The 15,879-nt window shown below is 69.0% G+C and carries 17 protein-coding genes; 2 read left to right on the top strand and 15 right to left on the bottom strand.

All coding sequences use genetic code 11. The features are described 5' to 3' along the window. Nucleotides 1-3: 3 nt before the first annotated feature. The 9 genes from PHR85_RS07920 to yegQ form a co-directional block, all read right to left on the bottom strand. Nucleotides 4-1,176, bottom strand: coding sequence for a DNA polymerase IV (locus tag PHR85_RS07920; RefSeq protein WP_300052748.1), 1,173 nt, complete (start codon nt 1,174-1,176; stop codon nt 4-6). Between the two features lie 111 nt (nt 1,177-1,287). Next, nucleotides 1,288-2,418 (bottom strand): AmmeMemoRadiSam system radical SAM enzyme, encoded by a 1,131-nt coding sequence (gene amrS / locus PHR85_RS07915; protein WP_300052684.1) that lies wholly within the window; start codon nt 2,416-2,418, stop codon nt 1,288-1,290. Continuing rightward, nucleotides 2,418-3,020, bottom strand: a complete 603-nt coding sequence (amrA, locus tag PHR85_RS07910; protein ID WP_300052682.1) for an AmmeMemoRadiSam system protein A — start codon at nt 3,018-3,020, stop codon at nt 2,418-2,420. Before amrA ends, amrS begins: the two co-directional genes overlap by 1 nt. Continuing rightward, nucleotides 3,010-3,873 (bottom strand): AmmeMemoRadiSam system protein B, encoded by an 864-nt coding sequence (gene amrB, locus PHR85_RS07905; RefSeq protein ID WP_300052680.1) that lies wholly within the window; start codon nt 3,871-3,873, stop codon nt 3,010-3,012. The genes amrA and amrB overlap by 11 nt, the downstream gene beginning before the upstream one ends. A 68-nt stretch (nt 3,874-3,941) precedes the next feature. Continuing rightward, nucleotides 3,942-4,844: a 2-dehydropantoate 2-reductase gene (locus tag PHR85_RS07900; RefSeq protein WP_300052678.1), complete on the bottom strand. Its 903-nt coding sequence runs from the start codon at nt 4,842-4,844 to the stop codon at nt 3,942-3,944. Continuing rightward, nucleotides 4,841-6,427, bottom strand: a complete 1,587-nt coding sequence (locus tag PHR85_RS07895) for an MFS transporter (protein ID WP_300052676.1) — start codon at nt 6,425-6,427, stop codon at nt 4,841-4,843. The genes PHR85_RS07900 and PHR85_RS07895 overlap by 4 nt, the downstream gene beginning before the upstream one ends. After that, entirely contained in the window at nt 6,424-7,113 is a 690-nt protein-coding gene (locus PHR85_RS07890; RefSeq protein ID WP_300052674.1) for a DUF4197 domain-containing protein, read from the bottom strand. Before PHR85_RS07890 ends, PHR85_RS07895 begins: the two co-directional genes overlap by 4 nt. Nucleotides 7,114-7,217: 104 nt before the next feature. Further along, complete coding sequence (locus PHR85_RS07885) at nt 7,218-8,912, bottom strand: sensor domain-containing diguanylate cyclase (protein ID WP_300052672.1); 1,695 nt, start codon at nt 8,910-8,912, stop codon at nt 7,218-7,220. 309 nt (nt 8,913-9,221) lie between these two features. Next, on the bottom strand, nt 9,222-10,604 hold the full coding sequence (gene yegQ / locus PHR85_RS07880; RefSeq protein ID WP_300052670.1) for a tRNA 5-hydroxyuridine modification protein YegQ: 1,383 nt from the start codon (nt 10,602-10,604) through the stop codon (nt 9,222-9,224). A 9-nt stretch (nt 10,605-10,613) separates the two neighbouring features. Between yegQ and PHR85_RS07875 the strand changes: the two genes are divergently transcribed. After that, nucleotides 10,614-10,946 (top strand): hypothetical protein, encoded by a 333-nt coding sequence (locus PHR85_RS07875; RefSeq protein WP_300052669.1) that lies wholly within the window; start codon nt 10,614-10,616, stop codon nt 10,944-10,946. Between the two features lie 3 nt (nt 10,947-10,949). Here PHR85_RS07875 and PHR85_RS07870 read toward each other — a convergent pair whose 3' ends face one another. Continuing rightward, nucleotides 10,950-11,561, bottom strand: coding sequence for a DUF3365 domain-containing protein (locus PHR85_RS07870; protein WP_300052667.1), 612 nt, complete (start codon nt 11,559-11,561; stop codon nt 10,950-10,952). Between the two features lie 211 nt (nt 11,562-11,772). Here PHR85_RS07870 and PHR85_RS07865 point away from each other — a divergent pair, with 211 nt between their 5' ends. Continuing rightward, complete coding sequence (locus PHR85_RS07865; RefSeq protein ID WP_300052665.1) at nt 11,773-11,964, top strand: DUF2892 domain-containing protein; 192 nt, start codon at nt 11,773-11,775, stop codon at nt 11,962-11,964. A gap of 242 nt (nt 11,965-12,206) precedes the next feature. On the opposite strand, the gene PHR85_RS07860 is transcribed toward PHR85_RS07865, so the two are convergent. From PHR85_RS07860 to PHR85_RS07840, 5 genes are read right to left on the bottom strand one after another with little or no spacing between them, the layout of a single operon-like run. Further along, nucleotides 12,207-12,611 carry a biopolymer transporter ExbD gene (locus PHR85_RS07860; RefSeq protein WP_300052663.1) on the bottom strand — a complete coding sequence of 135 codons (405 nt, stop codon included), beginning with the start codon at nt 12,609-12,611 and terminating at the stop codon, nt 12,207-12,209. Nucleotides 12,612-12,628: 17 nt separating this feature from the next. Further along, the gene (locus tag PHR85_RS07855; protein WP_300052661.1) at nt 12,629-13,357 is read right to left on the bottom strand and encodes a MotA/TolQ/ExbB proton channel family protein; all 729 of its coding nucleotides are present in this window, start codon (nt 13,355-13,357) and stop codon (nt 12,629-12,631) included. A gap of 6 nt (nt 13,358-13,363) precedes the next feature. Further along, nucleotides 13,364-14,077 carry an energy transducer TonB gene (locus PHR85_RS07850; RefSeq protein ID WP_300052659.1) on the bottom strand — a complete coding sequence of 238 codons (714 nt, stop codon included), beginning with the start codon at nt 14,075-14,077 and terminating at the stop codon, nt 13,364-13,366. Then, a complete protein-coding gene (locus tag PHR85_RS07845; RefSeq protein WP_300052657.1) occupies nt 14,074-15,183 on the bottom strand; it encodes an alpha-hydroxy acid oxidase in 1,110 nt (369 codons plus the stop codon). The genes PHR85_RS07850 and PHR85_RS07845 overlap by 4 nt, the downstream gene beginning before the upstream one ends. A gap of 5 nt (nt 15,184-15,188) precedes the next feature. After that, nucleotides 15,189-15,875 carry a Fe2+-dependent dioxygenase gene (locus PHR85_RS07840; protein ID WP_300052655.1) on the bottom strand — a complete coding sequence of 229 codons (687 nt, stop codon included), beginning with the start codon at nt 15,873-15,875 and terminating at the stop codon, nt 15,189-15,191. Nucleotides 15,876-15,879 lie beyond the last annotated feature (4 nt).

Raw genomic sequence — 15,879 nt, 5'->3', positions numbered from 1 at the left:
GCGCTAGAACAGCGGCAAGGAACGGCCTGCTTTCAGGCCCGACGCCGCTGCGGCGCTGGCGAGTTTACCCGCCCGCGCCAGCGTCCCGACCCGCACGCCGAGCAGGCGCAGCCGGCGCGTCAGGTCGACGCGCTTGAGGCATTGGCCCGCATGACGGCGGATCTCGCGGGCATCGGCGGTGTGCTGCTCGACGGTCAGGTCGCGCGTGACCGACTGGAAGTCGTCGTAGCGCAGCTTGATGCCTATGGTGCGGCCGACATAGCCCTTGGCCTTCAGGTCGGCGGCGACCTGTTCGCACAGCCGCGTGAAGAGGGCGCCGAGCTCGGCCTTGTCATGCACGGCGTGCAAGTCGCGCTCGAAGGTGGTCTCGCGGCTGATGCTGACCGGTTCGCTGTGCGTGACCACGGGGCTGTCGTCGCGACCCCGGGCGGCGTCGAACATCCAGCCACCCTGGCTGCGACCGAAGTGCCAGACCAGCTCATCGAGCGGGCGCGAGGCCAGCTGACCGATGGTGAGGAGGCCCAGCTGCTGGAGCTTCGCATCGGTCCTGGGTCCGATGCCGTTGATCTTGCGGCAGGGCAGCGGCCAGATCAGGCGCTCCAGGTCATCGGGCCAGATGATGGCGATGCCATTGGGCTTGTCGAACTCGCTGGCCATCTTGGCCAGCAGCTTGTTGGGCGCGATGCCGATCGAGCAGGTCAGGCCGGTGGCATCGAGGATGCCGCGCTGGATCAGCCGCGCCAGCACGCGCCCGCCCTCGCGCTGGCCACCGGGGACATCGGTGAAGTCGAGGTAGACCTCGTCGATGCCGCGATCCTCCATCACTGGCGCGATGTCGCGGATCACGGCCTTGAAGGCGCGCGAGCAGCGCCGGATCTCGTCGAAGTCCACCGGCAGCAGGATGGCGTCGGGGCAGAGCCTGGCCGCCTTCATCAGTCCCATGGCCGAGCCGATGCCGAACTGGCGCGCGGCGTAGGTCGCGGTCGTGATGACGCCGCGCCCGGCATAGTCCCGCAGGCGCGGGAAGTCAGCCAGCGGGATTTCCGCCAGCGCCAACCCGGCATGCGCGGCCAGCAGCTGATCGTCCGCGCGTCGCCGCCCGCCGCCGATGACCAGTGGCAGGCCCTTGAGCTGCGGGTAGCGCAGCAGCTCGACCGACGCGAAAAAGGCGTCCATGTCCAGGTGGGCGATGCGGCGGGGCAGGGTGGCGGCGGTCACGCCGACATTGTCGCGCGACCGCAAGCTGGCGCCGGCGGCCTGCCCGGTCAGTGACCGGACCCGCCGCGCTCAGGCGATCGCGACCGGGATGCGCCGGCGCCCGAACCGTCCGGCTTGCGCGCCGAAGCGCCCCGCCAATGCGCTGTCGCAGCTCAGGCAGGCCCCCTCGGGCGTGAGCGCGTAGCGGCCAATCGCGTACCAGTCGCGCTCGATCAGGCGCGTGCCGCACGCCGCGCAGTCGGTCGCGTCGCCCTCGGTATGGCGCACGTTGCCGGTGTAGACATGCCGCAGTCCCTGTTCGCGCGCGATCTGTCTGGCCCGCACCAGGGTCGCCAGCGGCGTGGCCGGCACCTCGGGCATCTTGTGGTCGGGGTGAAAGGCGCTGAAATGCAGCGGCACCTCGGGGCCGAGCTCGGTCGCGACCCAGCGGCTCAAGGCCTCGATCTCGGCGCTGGAGTCGTTCTGGCCCGGGATCAGCAGGGTGGTGATTTCCAGCCAGCAGTCGGATTCGTGCCGGACATGGAGCAGGGTGTCGAGCACGGGCTGCAGCCTGGAGCCGGTCAGCCGGAAGTAGAAGTCGTCGCTGAAGGCCTTGAGGTCGACGTTGGCCGCGTCCATCTTCGCGAAGAATTCGCGCCTTGGCGCGGCATGGATATAGCCGGCCGTGACCGCGACCGTCTGGATGCCGCGCGCGTGGCAGGCATCGGCGACATCCAGCGCGTATTCGGCGAAGATGACCGGGTCGTTGTAGGTGAAGGCCACGCTCTGGCAGCCATGGCGCGAGGCCGCTTCGGCGATCTGCTCAGGGCTGGCCTGGTCCATCAGCCGGTCCATGTCGCGCGACTTGCTGATGTCCCAGTTCTGGCAGAACTTGCACGCCAGGTTGCAGCCGGCGGTGCCAAAGGACAGCACGCTGCTGCCGGGGTGGAAATGCGCGAGCGGTTTCTTCTCGATCGGGTCGATGCAGAAGCCCGAGCTGCGGCCGTGGGTGGTCAGCACCATGGTGTCGCCGGTTCGTTGGCGCACGAAGCAGGCGCCGCGCTGGCCCTCGTGCAGCTTGCAGTCGCGCGGGCAGAGGTCGCATTGCAGCCGGCCATCGGCCAGCGCATGCCACCAGCGGGCCGGATGTGGCTGATCAGTGCCCGGGCTGGCCTCGGGCAAGGGGCTAGTGACGGGCTTGGTCATGGGGCGCAAGTTCATCAGATGGCGGCCTCCTGGAACTTGTCCACGCCGTAGCGCCGCAGCCGCAGGCGCTCGTGCCAGAAATCGCCTGGCAGGCCGGCCTTGCGCTTGAGCTGGGACAGGAAGTCCTCGGGTCTGGGCAGCTGCTCCCAGACCTGGGGCAGGAAGGTCGAGCGCAGCGAGCCGTATTCGAGCAGGATGCCATCCACGCCGGGGCGAAGTTGCGACAGCGCGTCGGCTTCGCTGTCGAAGGCCAGCGGCTCGGGGGCCGACAGCAGCGAGACCTTGACCCGCGTGAGGCGCAGCTCGGCCGCCGCCAGCGGCGGGAAGCGCGGGTCGCGCAGCGCCGCCGCGACGGCATTGGCCCGCACATCGCTGTAGAGCGCGCGGCGCGCTTCGAGCGAGCCGATGCAGCCGCGCAAGCATCCGCGCTGCGTCAGCGTGACAAAGCTGGCGCCGGGCGAGCGCAGCCATTGGGCGCCAGTCGCCGGGTCGGTTTCACTGTCCATCCAGGCGGATTCCCGTTCTGCGGCATGGCTGAGTCTCCCGCCAGCGCCCAGCGCATCTTCGATGGCGGTGCGGGCCAGGGTCAGCAGGATGGTGCGCCGTTCATCGGACATGGAGGGACTCCTGGACAGTTGCCGGTGCATCGACCGGGACGGATTCGTTGAAGCTGACCGAGGCGTAGCCGACCACGCGCTGGCGCTCGCCTGTTGTGTCGCCCGAGTTGCACTGCGCGATCAGGCGGGGACTCAGGCCCTTGCCGCGCGCGGCCAGCAGCAGACCGTTGACCGGGGTGGCGCCGCAGGCCTGGCGATGGCTGATGCCGCCCTGGAGCGTCAGGATCTGCCGCAGCGTGGCGCCATCGGTCGCCCGCGCGCTGTCGTGGTCGAGGAAATGCGACAGGTCCGAGCTGACCACGATCAGCGTTTCGGGGCCGCCCCAGAGGCGTTCGAGCACCTCGGCGACCTCGGCCGGGCTGGCGTCGCCGACGGCGAGCGGCAGCAGCTTGAAGTCGGCCAGCACGGTCTGCAGAAAGGGCAGTTGCACCTCCAGCGAGTGCTCCTGCGCGTGCGCCGCCCGGCTGCGCGTGACCTGGGGCAGGCCCTGCAGCTCGGCGACGGCCTGGGCGTCGATCTCGACCCGACCCAAAGGGGTCTCGAAGGCGTCGGCGTCCGGCAGCGCCAGACCGCGCACCGGCACCCGGTGCACTGGCCCCAGCAGCACGACGCGGCGTATCTGGTCGCGCTGCGGCGCCAGCAGCGCGTAGGCCTGGGCGGCGGTCGCGCCCGAGTAGACATAGCCGGCGTGCGGCACGATCAGGGCTTTCGGCGCTGCATCTGGGGCAGACGGGCCGGCCGCTCCGGCTGTCTGGGTGGCGCGCGCCAGTGATTGCGCGACGGTGCGCGCGAGCGTGACCGCGTCGCCGGGGTAGAACAGGCCGGCGACGGCGGCGGGTCTGGTATTGGGCATCGACATCCTCCTGTCTCTCTGATCCGTCCAATCCCGATAAGTTCAGTCGGGTATGGGCCTCATTCGGCTCATTCCGCTGGCGGCGGATCTTCCAGCAGCTTGACCAGGCCATGCAGCGCTCGGTTGACCGGCGTCGGCACCCCGAGCGCCTCGCCACGGCGCACCACATAGCCGTTGAGCTGGTCGATCTCGCTGCGCCGCCCGCGCGCGAGGTCCTGCGCGGTCGATGACCGCTGGGTCGGCATCGCGTCGGCCAGCGCGCGCACCCGCTCCCAGCTGTCGGCCGGCAGATGGATGCCATCGGCGCGCGCGACCGCCAGGCATTCGGCCACCGCCTCGCGCATGCTGGCCTCGATGCCCGGCCCCCGGATCATGCGGCCGTAGGGCAGGCGCGAGATCGCCGACAAGGCGTTGTAGGCGCAGTTGACCATCAGCTTGGACCAGAGCGCCGCGCGCACATCGGGCAGGACCTGCACCGGCACGCCGGCGCCAGCGAAGGCCGTGACGAGGGCCTCGCTGTCCGGCCCGGCGCCGATCACCAGCTCGCCTCGGCCGTGGTGCCGCACATGGCCGGGGCCGGCCAGCTCGACCGCGGCATAGACCAGTACCGGCCGCACCCGCTGGCGCGGCAGCAGGGCTTGCAGCCGGTCGGCGTTGTCCAGGCCGTTCTGCAGGCTCAGCACCAGCGCTCCGTCGCGCAGATGAGGCGAGATGGCGGCGGCGGCGGCTTCGGTGTCGCCGGCCTTGACGCAGACCAGCACCCAGTCGGCATCGGCCAGCGCGGCGGGATCGACGCTGGCGCTGGCCGCTACCGGCTCGTCGAAGGACTGCGTCTGCAGGCGCAGCCCGGCGTGCTCGATGGCGGCGACATGCGCGGCGCGGCCGATCAGCGTGACCTCGTGACCGGCAAGCGCGAGCAGGCCGCCGTAATAGCTGCCCACGGCGCCCGCGCCCATGATGGCGATCTTCATTTGACGGTGCTCTCCATCAGGCAGCGCGTGACGCGCGGCGGCTCGGGGCCGAGGTGGAAGGCCAGCTTGCGCGCGTGCAGTTCGGCGTCGGCGGCGGTGCCGCGCTCGGAGCGGCGCAGGTGGTCGTTCCACGATTCGTCGATGACCAGTTCCAGGAAGCGCCCCGGGTCCTCCAGGTCGTGCAGCAGCTCCCAGGACAGCGCGCCCTGGCGCAGCCGGCCGGGACGGCTCTCGTCGAGCATCAAGGCGCGGAATTCGGCCGCCTTGGCCGGGTCGATCCGGTATTCGATCATCACGCTGACCCGGCCCGAGCTGGTCGGTCCGGGGTGCTGCGGGGCCTGGAAGACGCGCTGAGGCGTCAGGTCGGTGGCCTGGCCGCTGTCGGGCCGCAGGCGGTTGGTCAGCCACATCGTCAAGGCACCGGTGGTGGCGGCGATGGCCAGGCTGGTCGGCACGCTGGTCCAGGTCGCGATCTGGCCCCAGAGCGCGGCCCCGCTGGCGCTGGCGCCCATGATGGCCATCTGGTACATCGACATGCCGCGCGCGCGCACCCAGTCGGGCAGGCCGAGCTGGATCGACACGCTCAGGCTGTTGGCGGTGGTGATCCAGGCCGCGCCGCCCAGGAACATGGCCGGCAGCGCGATCCAGAGCTGGTCGGTCCAGGCCATCACGGCCATGGTGCCGGCTTGCAGCCAGGCGCCGCGCAGCACCAGCGCGTCGCGGGCATAGCGGCGGCGCAGCTGGGGCAGGATCCAGGTTGAGGTGATCGCGCCAGCCCCCATCGCCGCCAGCAGCAGCGTGAAGCTGGCGGCGTCGCCGCCTTCCAAGCCGCGCGCCAGCAGCGGCAGCAGCGCCATCAGCCCGGTCGAGTGGAAGAAGAAGATCCAGATCCGCAGCAGCACGCCCTTGATCGGTCGCGACTGGGCCACGTACTGCAGCCCGACCCGTATCGCGGTGCCCAGGCGCTCGCGCCCGAGCGGGTGCGGCTTGTGCTGTCGCTGCCAGCGGCCGATCACCACCGCCGCCAGCAGCGACAGCAGCGCATTGAGCGCGAACACCCAGGCGCTGCCGGCGGCGGCGATGATGGCTCCGGCGATCAGCGGCCCCAGGATGCGCGAGGCATTCATCGAGACCCCGTTGAGCGCCAGCGCCGCCGGCAGTTGCGGGCGCGGCACCAGCTCGGGCACGATGGCGGCGAACACCGGCCAGCGCATCGCCAGCCCGATGCCGTTGGCGAACACCAGCGCCAGCAGCAGCGGCGGCGTCATGATGCCGAGGAAGACGACGGCGCTCAGCAGCGTGGCGACGGCGGCGATCCAGAGCTGGGTCGTCAGGAAGTATTTCTTGCGGTCGAGGCTGTCGGCCAGCGCGCCGCTGGGCAGGCCGAGCAGGAACACCGGCAGCGTGGCGGCGGTCTGCACCAGCGCGACCCAGATCGGCTTGTCGGTCAGCGAGGTCATCATCCAGGCCGCCGCGACATCGTTCATCCACATGCAGAGGTTCGCCACCAGCCAGGTGGACCAGAGCATGCGGAATACCGGCTGGCGAAACGGCGCCAGCGGCGACAGGTCGTCGGGCTTCAAAGCGCGCCGAACACCTTCCTGGCCAGGCTGCCCGCGGCCTCCATCGGGTTGCGCCGGATGGTCTTTTCCTGCTCGGCGATCATCTGGTAGAGGCCGTCGAGCGCCTGTTGCGTGACATGGTGCTCGATCTGCGCGTCCTCGGGCTTGAGCAGGCCGCTGGCGGCGGCCTGTCCGGCCAGCTTGTTGTACTGGCTGGCGACCGCGAGCCGGTCGGTGTGCTGTCGCACCAGCGGCAGCAGGCGCTGCGTGAGCTCCTGCTCGGTCTTGCCACGGAAGAACCGCGTCACCGAGTCATCGCCACCGCTCAGGATGTTCCTGGCGTCCGTCACCGTCATCTGCTTGACGGCGCCCTGCAGCAAGGTCCTGGCCTCGGGTACCGCGGCTTCGGCGGCCCGGTTCATCGTCAGCACGAGCTGGTCGAGCGCCTTGCCGCGACCGGCCATGCGCAGCAGCGGCTCGGCCTTCTCCAGCCAGCCGGGCAGCGCGATCCTGACCTTCGGGTTGTCCATGAAACCACCCTCGCGCCCCAGCGTCTCGACCGCATGGGCGGCACCCTGGTTCAGCGCTTCCTTGAGTCCGCCGCTGGCATCGGTCTGGCTCAGCATCCCGAGGTCGAGTGCCCAGGCCGGCGGGCCCAGGGGCAGGCCGAGCATCGCCATCATCACCGTTCTACGCATTGCAGGCATCGAAGACTCCCTCCTTGATCGGCGGCGAACCGGTTGCGCGTGCGGCCCTCCCGCCGCGCCCGTGCGCGCCATGTCCATGCCATTGTCACGCAGGAACGCCGCTGTCACAGCGGTGTATCCGTTCCGGCGATATGGTAGCGGTTCTTGCCGCTGCGCTTGGCCTGGTACATGGCGGCATCGGCTTGCTGCATCAGCTCGTCGGGTCCTGCATCCTGCGCTTGCGGATAGAAGGCGAGGCCTATGCTGGCCGAAACCTGCATCGACAGCGCTCCATGCCTGATCGGTAGCACGAGTGTTTCGAGCAGGTGCCGCACCAGCGGCAGCACGGCGGCGCGTTCGGGCAGGTCGACCACCAGCGCGGCGAACTCGTCGCCGCCGATGCGCGCGACCGTGTCGATCTCGCGCAGGCAGGACTTCATGCGTTGTGCGAGTTCGGTCAGCAGGCGGTCGCCTGCGGCGTGACCATGTGCATCGTTGACCGGCTTGAAACCGTCCAGGTCGAGAAACAGCAGGGCCAACTGGCTGTCGTGGCGCCGGGCTTGCGACATCGCCTGCCGGATATGCGCGTTGAGCAGCGGGCGGCGCGCCAGTCCGGTCAGGCTGTCGTAATGCGCCAGCCGCTCGAGCTTGGCCTCGGCTGCCTTGCGCTGGCTGATGTCGAGGTGGATGCCCATCACCCATTCGGGCTCGCCTTGCTCGGTCCAGGTGCAGATGCGACCACGGTCGAGCACCCACACCCAGTGACCGTCCCGATGTCGCAGGCGCAGCTCGCATTCATAGCGGTCGGTTTCGCCACCAAGATGGCCTTGCAGTTGCGCCATGGCACGAAGGTGGTCCTCAGGGTGTGAGAAGTTCACCCAAGTCTCGAACGAGACCGGCTCGATCTCGGCCAGTGAATAGCCCAGCATGCCGGCCCAGGCTTCGTTCAAGCGCGTCTCGCCACTTTGGGCATTCCATTCCCAGGTGCCGGCGCCCGTGCCCCAGACGATGTTGTCGAGCCGCTGATGACGCTCTTGCAACTCCTGCTCAAGCAGCTTGCGTTCGCTGATGTCGGTCAGCGTTCCGGCCATGCGGCTGGGCAGGCAGCATTCATCACGTTCCATCACCTGGCCCAGGGCCTGGATCCAGACCCAGCCGCCATCGGCCTTGCGGTAACGCCCGACCGTGACAAAACGTCCGCTGCGCTCGATCTGCTCGACATAGGTGCGCTCGATTTCGGCCAGGTCGTCGGGGTGCACCATGGTCTGCCAGCTGGCGTAGTCGAGCCCCCTTTCCTGGCCACTCATGCCGAGCAGCCGCCAACACATGGCATCCCATTCGATGCGATCCTCCGTCAGCTGCCAGTCCCACATGCCGGTTTCGGTCGCTTCCTGCGCCAGGCGAAAGCGCGCCTCGGAGTGCTGCAGGGCGGCGTCGCTGTTCTGATCGAGCAGCTGCAGCACGATCTGGCGCTGGCCGTTCCCGCTGCCTGGCAGCGTGAATGCCTGGCCCGTGCAGGCCCGGGCTGGCGAGGTGGTGCTGTGCATTGGCGCGGTCTGCACCTGTCCCGCTGGCAGGCTGGCAGCCGCAGTCAGCAAGTCGGCCAGCGACTCGGCGCCATCACCGGTCAGCAGTTGATGAACTGTGCGTGGGCGTCCGGCTGGCGCATCCAGTCCGAACAGGGACTGTGCCGCGCGGTTGAATTCACGAATGGTGCCGACCGGGTCGACGAACAGGACCGGCTGCGGCAACTGCAGAAACAGCAGCCGAAAACGCTCGTCATCCAATTTGCCCCGGTCCCTCTCCTGGGCTGGCTTCATGGTCTTGCTTTTTTTATGGTGTCGATCGCGCGGACAGTTTCCGCACAGCGGCAACGGAGCAGCCTGACCGGGCGTGCTGCACGCAGTGCCAAGACAGGAAATCCGGACATCATGCTAGCGCATATGAGATGGCTCCATGATGATTCGGGTAATTGTTTTCACATATGAAGCATTGTTCCGCGCAGGCTGCTCCCTGACTGGCGGCGTTGCCCATGCTAATCGGGGTCGGAGACCAATTCCTGGTCTCGGCCAGATGGCTGGCTCCGGATGAAATCGGTGTTTGACCCCGACCCCGACCCCGACGATGGCTCAGGCCGCTTCGGCCGGGATCAGCCGCGCCAGCAGCGCGCCGGCGTACTGCTCGGGCAGCGGAATGCGCACATGCAGCGGGCTGCCCGGCGCGACGCCGACCGGCTCGCCGTCGAGCTTGCGCATTTCCTTGAGCTCGATCACATGGTTGCCGCTCGGGTGGATGACCTGGATCCGGTCGCCGACCGAGAACTTGTTCTTGACCTCGACCTCGGCCCAGCCGCCAGCCGCGTTCAGCACGTCGCCGACATAGTGGCTGTGGCCGACCAGCGAGTGGCCGGTCTCGTAGTTCTGGTAGTCCTGGCTCGGGCGGCGCTCCAGGAAGCCGCTGGTGTAGCCCCGGTTGGCCAGGCCTTCGAGCTCGGTGATCAAGAGCGGGTTGAAGGGACGGCCGGCCACCGCGTCGTCGATCGCCTGGCGGTAGATCTGCGCCGTGCGCGCGACGTAGTACAGGCTCTTGGTGCGGCCCTCGATCTTGAGCGAATCGACGCCGATCTCGGCCAGGCGCTGCACATGCTCGATCGCGCGCAGGTCCTTGCTGTTCATGATGTAGGTGCCGTGCTCGTCCTCCATGATCGGCATCAGCTGGCCCGGACGCCCGGCTTCCTCGATCAGGTAGACCTGGTCGGCCTTGGGGTGGCGCTCGCCGCCGCCGCAGGCCGCGAACGAGGACTCGGCCTCCTCCTGCGCCTGGTTGAAGTTGAAGCCCTGTTCCATCTTGACGGGAATCGCCTCGCCGGTGTTGGGGTCGGTCGCGGTCTCCTGGGCGGCGTAGTTCCAGCGGCAGGCGTTGGTGCAGGTGCCCTGGTTCGGGTCGCGCCGGTTGAAGTAGCCCGACAGCAGGCAGCGGCCCGAGTAGGCGATGCACAGCGCGCCATGCACGAACACCTCAAGCTCCATGTCCGGGCATTCCTGGCGGATCTTCTCGATCTCGTCCAGGCTCAGCTCGCGGCTCAGGATGATGCGCGCGACGCCCATCTTCTGCCAGAACTTGACCGCCGCGTAGTTGACCGTGTTGGCCTGCACCGACAGGTGGATCGGCATCTCGGGGTACTGCTCGCGCATCATCATGATCAGGCCCGGGTCGGCCATGATCAGCGCGTCGGGCTTCATCGCGATCACCGGCGCGATGTCGCGCATATAGGTCCGCACCTTGTCGTTGTGCGGCAACAGGTTGCTGGTGACGAAGAACTTCTTGCCGCGCGCATGCGCCTCGCGGATGCCGATCTCGATCTGCTCCAGGCGGAATTCGTTGTTGCGCGCGCGCAAGGAATAGCGCGGCTGGCCGGCGTAGATCGCGTCGGCGCCGAAGTCGTAGGCGGCGCGCATCTTGTCGAGCGAGCCGGCGGGCAGCAGCAGTTCGGGGGCTTTGAGGGCAGTCATGGGGCGAGATTGTCCCGCAAACTCGTCAGCGGTTCGCCTTGCCGCGGGCTTGCCCCCACGCCGGTGTCGGGCAGCATCGCTAGAATCGCGATCGCGCCGCATCTGTTGTGGCGCCGGCTGATCTGGCTGTTTTCTTCTTTCGACTTTTCCTCCATGCACCGTCTGCCAACCTCCATTCGCCCACTGCTCGCCCTGATGCTGGCTGGCCTGCTTACTTCACTGCAGGGCTGCGCGGTCGTCGCGGTGGCGGATGCCGCCGTCACGGTGGTCGCGACCGGCGTCTCGGTCGCGGCCAAGACAGTGGGCTTCGTCGCCGACGTGGTGATCCCCGACGGCGACTGAAGATCATTGAAGGTTCTGGCGCAGCGTCATGGCGCCGCGGATCTGGCCCAGCAGGTAGCCGGTGCCCTTGTCCTGGGGATAGAGCTCGCTCAGACGCGCGGCCACGCCGGGACCGAGCTGGTCGGCGGTGCCATGGCATTGCAGGCAGGCCGCCTGCACCGGCAACGCGCGCATGTAGCGCTTCACCTGCTGGCCGTTTTCCGTCACGACTTCGGCCCGCTCCAGCCTGGAGCCATCGGCGCCGGCGGCTTGCTGGCGGTCGAAGGTTTCGAGCGTCTGGCGCTCCCAGGCGTCGGGCACGGCCTTGGGGTTGCGGTTGCCCAGGCTGACGCGCCTGATCTGCCAGCCCGTGGCTTCGGAGGCCGCGCGCGCCATCTTCGGCGCCTCGCTCTGGCAGACCCCGATCGCGTGCGCCGGGCCGCCTTGCTGGATGGCCGCGCTCAGCACCGCCATCAGCTTGGGCGGCACCGATCCGGCCACCTGGCGGGCTTCGCCGATCCAGGCCGCTTCCGGCGCAGTGGCAGTGCTGGTCTGGGTGGTGTTCGGTGCCAGTGCGTTGCACGCGCTCAAGAGGGGCAGCAGGCTGGCTGCGAGCAGGACGGTGGACTTGTTCATCGGGTCGGGCTGGTAGGGTTGAGCGGTTTTTCTGCTGTTTACGTCTTGTCACGCCATCTTGTCTGTTCTTGGCGTTTATCGCAAGACGGATGTGATTCATGAATGGCTCAAGGCCATCTGGCTGGCTTGACCCGCGCTGGCGCCGGGTTTAGGCTGGCTGGGTCATACCCCATCTATACTGCTTGGGGTATATTTTAGCCAAGGAGCAATCATGAAAAGCAATGTCGGTGGCATTGATCGCGTGCTGCGCATCGTCGTGGGCGTGGCGCTGATAGCCCTGGCCGCGACCGGAACCGTGGGCGTCTGGGGCTATATCGGGGTGGTGCCCCTGCTGACTGGCCTGATTGGCTGGTGCGGCCTCTATGCCCTGCTCGGCATCAGCACCTGTCCGATGAAGAAATGAGTCCGGCCGATGCCGCGCCGGGTGGAGCACCCGGCTGGTCCGATCAGGCGCAGCATCTGGAGCAGCGGTTCGCCAGCCTCAACGCGCGCATCGCGCGGCTGACCATGCTGCTGGGTGCGCAGCTCGGGAGCGAAGCCGACATCCAGCATCTGCTGGGCCGGCGCGGACGGCTTCGAGCTGTTGCGCCACCTCGCAGGCGCTGGACCGCGCGCGCCGAGCTGATGCCGTGCGCCCGTGCGCCGCTACCGGGTCACGAATCCCATCTTGCGGATGCCGACGCGCTGCGCCGTCGCCATCGCCTGCGCGACCCGCTCGTAGCGCACCGCCCGGTCGCCGTGGACATGCAGCTCGGGCTGGGGTTGCTGGCTCGCGGCGGCGGCCAGTCTGGCCTGCAGCGCCTCGTCAGTCAGTGCTTCCTGGTTCCAGTGGTACTGGCCCTGGGCATCGACACTGAGCTGCACCGTCTCGGGCTTGTCGCGGCTGGGTTGCGCGCTGGCCTGTGGCAGGTCGACGCTGACCGCGTGTCGCACCACCGGCAGCGTGACGATGAAGACGATCAGCAGCACCAGCATCACGTCGATCAGCGGCACCATGTTGATCTCGCTCAGGACTGCGCCGTCATCGGATTCGAAGTTGGCAAAGGCCATGGTCTTGCTCCCGGGTTTCAGGTTTTGGTCGCCTGGCTGGCCGCTTGGCCCGCCGCGCCGGTTCGCACCCGCGCGCCGGTCACGAAATAGGCATGCAGGTCATGCGCGAAGCGGTCGAGCTGGTGCAGCACGCCCTTGTTGCCGCGCAGCAGCGCGTTGTAGCCCAGCACGGCGGGAATCGCGACCACCAGGCCAAGCGCCGTCATGATCAGCGCCTCGCCGATCGGGCCGGCGACCTGGTCGATATTGGCCTGGCCGGAGGCACCGATGCCGAGCAGCGCGTGGTAGATGCCCCAGACGGTGCCGAACAGGCCGACGAAGGGTGCGGTCGAGCCGATCGAGGCCAGCACGCTCAGGCCCGCCTGCAGGCGGCTCTGGCTGTCGGCGATCGAATGGCGCAGCGAGCGCGTGATCCAGTCGCTCACATCGAGGCTGTCGTGCAGCTGGCGGCCCGGGGCGCCATCCCGGTGCAGCAGATGGCGGGTCGCCTCGTTGCCCTCGTGCGCCAGCAGATGGAACGGGTTGTCAGCCTGCTCGCCGAGCTGGCGCAGGCCTTCGCCGAGGTCGCGGCTGTGCCAGAAGTCATGGCTGGCGCGCGCCTGGGCGCGGTGCCGGCGCAGCCGGAGCGCCTTGAGCGCGATCGTGACCCAGGACAGGACCGACATGCCGAGCAGGATCACCGCCACGCCGCGGGTGATCCAGTCGCCCTGTTGCCAGACATGGGCGAGGCCGAATTGCGTTTCCATTTTTGCTTACTCCAGTACGAAATTGATGGGGATGTTGAACCACATGGCTTCGGGCGTGCCGTTGCGCCTGGCCGGCAGGTAGCGCCACTTGAGCACGGTCTGCAGCGCGGCCTGGTCGAGGCGTTCGTAGCCGCTCGAGTGGCGGACTTCGGCTTTCGTTGCCGTGCCGTCGGTCTCGATCAGCACGCGCAGCACGACCTTGCCTTCCTCGCGCAGGCGCCGGCTCAAGGGGGGGTAGGCTGGCTTCGGGTTGTTGAGGTAGTCGGCGCTCGCGCTCGGCAGCTCGACCTTGGCCGGCGCCGGTGCGGCGCTGGCCGGGCCAGTGGCTACAGGCGTTGCAGATGCTGTGCTGCTGGCCGCGTTGCTTGTGGAGGCGGGTGACATGCTGGGTGCCGTGGCCGGCAGCGGACTGGGATCGGCCTGCGTCACGGGTTGCGTTACAGGCGGCGTCACGGCCGGCTGCGCCTGGCGCGGTGCCGGCTTGGCTGCCGGTTTTTGAGTCTGTTTTTGCGCCGGCCTGGGCCGTGGACGGGGCTCGGGCTGCGCTGCCGGCCGGCTGGTCTGGACCGGAGCCGGGTTGCTGGCCAACAGCTCCATCGTCACGACCGCCAGTTGCGGTGGCCGCACCGGAGCGGGGCTGGCCTGCAGCCAGGCCAGCAGACCGGCATGCGCCAGCAGCACGGCCAGCGGCACGCCGGCGTTCGATGCCAGCCGTTTCATGTCCGGATGTCCCGTGGCGATTGCAGGCAGGACGGATCTATTTCACTCAAGTTGCGCAGCCCGCACAGCGCCATCGCGGCGGCCAGTTCGTCCTGCAGCAGGCGCAGCACATGTGCCACACCGGCGGCCCCCGCGCTGGCCAGGCCGTGCAGCACCGGCCGCCCGATCAGCACCGCGTCGGCACCGAGCGCGAGTGCCTTCAGCACATCGGTGCCGCGCCGGATGCCGCCATCGACCAGCAGCGCGCAGCGGCCCGCCACCACCGCCGCGACCTCGGGCAGCAGGGTGGCGCTGGCTGGCATGGTGTCGAGCACGCGTCCGCCGTGATTGGAGACGATCAGCCCCGCGACGCCCAGCGCACAGGCCTGCGCCGCATCCAGCGGATGCGTCACGCCCTTGAGCAGCAGCGGCAGCCGGCTGTTGGCCTGCAGCCAGGCGACGTCATCCCAGCTGGGGGCTTGCGCCAGCAACCCGTCCAGGCTGCTGGCGCTGGCGGGCGGCAGGTGGGGCGTGGCCAGTCCGGCCGGCAGGGCGAAGCCGGCGCGGCGCTCGCGGTCGCGCACGCCGTTGAGCGGTGCGTCCACCGTCAGCACCAGCGCCTCGACGCCAGCGGCCTCGGCGCGCGCGATCAGCTCGCGCAGCCAGCCGCGCTCGCCCAGCGCGTGGAGCTGGAACCAGAACGGGCCCCGCTCCGGGTCGGCCAGGCAATGCGCCGCGACGGCTTCGAGCGGATGGCTGCTCTGCTGGCTCAGCACCAGGCCGGCGCCGACGGCGGCGGCCGCGACGGCCGTCGCCAGTTCGCCGTCCGGATGCGCCAGGCGCTGGTGCGCCATTGGCGCGACCAGCAGGGGGCAGGGCAGGGCCTGTCCCAGCAGCTGGCTGGCCAGCGACAGGCCGGCGAGCGGACGCAGCACGCGCGGGCGCAGCGCCAGCGCATCCCAGGCCGCCCGGTTGGCGCGCAGCGTGATCTCGTCGGCGGCGCCGCCGCTGTAATAGGCCCAGGCCGAGGCATCGAGCCGGTCGCGCGCCCGTGCCTCGTGATCGGCCAGATTGAACAGCCTGGTCGGCAGGCTGGCCGGCTGGTCGTGGTGAGTGGTCGTTGACATCGGTTTCAGGTGCTGGCCCATTGCCGCAGCAGGTTGTGATAGACGCCGCTCAAGGCGAGGGTCTCGGCGCTCTCGCCGTGGCGCTCGCGCAGGCGCAGCAGGTTCAGGTCGAGCTCGAACAGGGTACGGCGCTGCTCGTCGCCGCGCACCATGCTCTCGATCCAGAAGAAACTCGCGATGCGGGCACCGCGCGTGACCGGCGTGACCTCGTGCACGCTGGTGCCCGGGTAGAGCACCGCATCGCCGGCGGCCAGCTTGACGCCGCGATTGCCGTAGCTGTCATGCACCAGCAGTTCGCCGCCGTCGTACTCGTCGGGGTCGGCCAGGAACAGGGTGCAGGAGACATCGGTCCTCACCCATTCCTGGGTCGCCTTCGAATGCAGCACCGCGCCGTCCACATGCGCGCCGTAGCGGTCGGCACCGACCCGGTAGCGGTTGAACAGCGGGTTGAAGATCCGGCGCGGCAGCGCGGCCGAGAAGAACAGCGGATCGCGCCGCAGCGCGCCCAGCACCAGCTGCTGCAGTTCGGTCGCCTGCGCGCTGTCCTGCGCCAGTTGCTCGTTGCGCTTGTGCGCGACCGCCTGGCCGCCGGCCGTGCTGCGGCCGTCGGTCCAGGGGGCGTCGTCGCCCAGCAGCAAGCGGGCACGGGCCAGTTCTTGCGGGTTCAGGAGGTTTTTCAGGTGCAGCAGCATGGTG

It is taken from the genome of Malikia sp. (assembly GCF_028687635.1).
Taxonomy (GTDB): domain Bacteria; phylum Pseudomonadota; class Gammaproteobacteria; order Burkholderiales; family Burkholderiaceae_C; genus Malikia.
The sequence above is the reverse complement of the archived record's forward strand: the minus strand, read 5'-3'. Positions and strand labels throughout refer to the sequence as shown.

Coding starts and splice junctions, on each gene's coding strand:
- PHR85_RS07920 (WP_300052748.1), bottom strand. CDS start 1,176: ATGGACGCCTTTTTCGCGTCGGTCGAGCTGCTGCGCTACCCGCAGCTC.
- amrS (WP_300052684.1), bottom strand. CDS start 2,418: ATGAACTTGCGCCCCATGACCAAGCCCGTCACTAGCCCCTTGCCCGAG.
- amrA (WP_300052682.1), bottom strand. CDS start 3,020: ATGTCCGATGAACGGCGCACCATCCTGCTGACCCTGGCCCGCACCGCC.
- amrB (WP_300052680.1), bottom strand. CDS start 3,873: ATGCCCAATACCAGACCCGCCGCCGTCGCCGGCCTGTTCTACCCCGGC.
- PHR85_RS07900 (WP_300052678.1), bottom strand. CDS start 4,844: ATGAAGATCGCCATCATGGGCGCGGGCGCCGTGGGCAGCTATTACGGC.
- PHR85_RS07890 (WP_300052674.1), bottom strand. CDS start 7,113: ATGCCTGCAATGCGTAGAACGGTGATGATGGCGATGCTCGGCCTGCCC.
- PHR85_RS07885 (WP_300052672.1), bottom strand. CDS start 8,912: ATGAAGCCAGCCCAGGAGAGGGACCGGGGCAAATTGGATGACGAGCGT.
- yegQ (WP_300052670.1), bottom strand. CDS start 10,604: ATGACTGCCCTCAAAGCCCCCGAACTGCTGCTGCCCGCCGGCTCGCTC.
- PHR85_RS07870 (WP_300052667.1), bottom strand. CDS start 11,561: ATGAACAAGTCCACCGTCCTGCTCGCAGCCAGCCTGCTGCCCCTCTTG.
- PHR85_RS07865 (WP_300052665.1), top strand. CDS start 11,773: ATGAAAAGCAATGTCGGTGGCATTGATCGCGTGCTGCGCATCGTCGTG.
- PHR85_RS07860 (WP_300052663.1), bottom strand. CDS start 12,611: ATGGCCTTTGCCAACTTCGAATCCGATGACGGCGCAGTCCTGAGCGAG.
- PHR85_RS07855 (WP_300052661.1), bottom strand. CDS start 13,357: ATGGAAACGCAATTCGGCCTCGCCCATGTCTGGCAACAGGGCGACTGG.
- PHR85_RS07850 (WP_300052659.1), bottom strand. CDS start 14,077: ATGAAACGGCTGGCATCGAACGCCGGCGTGCCGCTGGCCGTGCTGCTG.
- PHR85_RS07845 (WP_300052657.1), bottom strand. CDS start 15,183: ATGTCAACGACCACTCACCACGACCAGCCGGCCAGCCTGCCGACCAGG.
- PHR85_RS07840 (WP_300052655.1), bottom strand. CDS start 15,875: ATGCTGCTGCACCTGAAAAACCTCCTGAACCCGCAAGAACTGGCCCGT.